The organism is Rothia sp. (in: high G+C Gram-positive bacteria), assembly GCF_030540545.1.
Classification (GTDB): Bacteria; Actinomycetota; Actinomycetes; order Actinomycetales; family Micrococcaceae; genus Rothia.
The window spans coordinates 1-1636 of record NZ_JAUNVZ010000016.1 but is presented as its reverse complement, the minus strand read 5'-3'; the positions used below and the strand labels follow the sequence as shown (position 1 = coordinate 1636).

The following is a 1636-nucleotide window of genomic DNA, read 5'->3' as shown; positions in this document are numbered from 1 at the left end:
CTCAACCTGACCTCACGCCCCAGCCGTGAGGCAGCCAACCGCCTCTACCGCCGCTGCGGCTTTGTGCAGCGCGAAACAAACGTTTTCGTTAAGCCAAACGAGCAGAGCCAAAGCTAGTGCAAGGTGAAGGCAGTGCCTGTCAAACCAAAGGCTTGAGCAGCAATGCTGAACCGCAGCCTAGCTAAGCAAAAGCAAGACCACTAGGGCTTGAACTATGCCGTGGCGAGAAAACGAGCCATGACTATGAATACATACAAGCTTTCCCTCTAAATTCCATTCTTCCCCTTGCCGTCCTACCGCCACATCTTCCGTTCGACCGGCCTGCTCGGCAGCGTGCAGGCCCTGAGCATCCTCATCTCCATTTTGCGCAATAAGTTGGCCGCAGTGTTGATTGGGGCAGCCGGCATGGGCCTCAGCGACCTCTACCAGCGCACGCTAGAGTTTATCGGCAACGCGACAAACTTTGGGCTGGGACTAAGTGCGGTCAAACGCCTCTCCGAAATACGCGGGGAGACCGACACGCCTGCCGAACGACAGGTGGCGCTGCGCCTGACTCGCCGGGTGCGGCTCATACGCACATGGGTATTCATCACCGCTCTGCTGGGTACCCTGCTCACCCTGCTGACCGCTCCCCTGCTGAGCCTGATGACCACCGGCGGCTATGCCCACACCACAGCCTATGCCCTGCTCTCCCCGGTCGTAGGACTGCTGACCTTCAGTGCCGGCGAAGCGGCGTTGCTCAAAGCCCTGCACCGCCTGCGCCCCCTGGCTCGCGCCGGCCTATGGACGGCAGTGGGCACGCTGGTGGCGGGCATCGTCTGTTACGGGGGCTGGGGCATGCGCGGCATTGTCCCCATGATTGTGCTCTCAGCACTATGCAGTGCGGGCTTTACCCTACGGGAGTCCTTGCGCGACTTTCCCTACCGCATCGGGGGCTGGTCACGACGCTACCTCCTACGCGGCGTACCCATGCTCCGCCTCGGACTGGCCTACATCGTGGCGGGGATGATTACGGCCTTGGCCGAGATATTGATTCGTACCATACTGATGCGCTCGGCCTCGGGTGCGGCAGAGGTAGGATACTATGCGGCCGGTGTGACGCTGACGGTGAGCTATGCCCGCCTCATCTTTGTGGCGCTGGATGCCGACTACTTTCCCACCCTGGCGGCTACGGGCAATCAACGCCGCGCAGCCAACCTAGCCATCAACCGACAGATGAATGCCCTGGTGGTGCTGATGGCGCCCTTTCTCATCGCCTTTGCTTTGGGGCTTCCCCTCATCATTCGCCTGCTCTATACGGCAGACTTTCTCGTCATCCTGCCCATGGTGCTCTGTGCTGCACCCTATATGTACTTCAAGGCGGTCTATACGCCCATAGCCTACCTGCCCCTGGCGCGGGGGGACGGCCGGCTGTATGTCGTAATGGAGGGACTGTACGACGTAGTGTTTTGTCTGCTCGTCACCCTGGGTTACCAACACTACGGGCTGATTGGGGCAGGACTGGGACTGTCGCTGAGCAACCTCTTTGACCTCGGCATGATTAGCCTGGTCTACAGCCGCCGCTACGGCTACCGCATCAACCGCGACACCCTGCGGCGCGTGGTGTGGCTCTTTGTCCTATTAATAGTCGGCCTCA

At 60.5% G+C, this 1636-nt stretch carries 1 protein-coding gene; it reads left to right on the top strand.

The genetic code is table 11. The features are described 5' to 3' along the window. Positions 1-285 precede the first annotated feature (285 nt). The coding region (locus tag Q4P78_RS08560) for an oligosaccharide flippase family protein (protein ID WP_303339959.1) at positions 286-1636 on the top strand (1351 nt) is incomplete at its 3' end.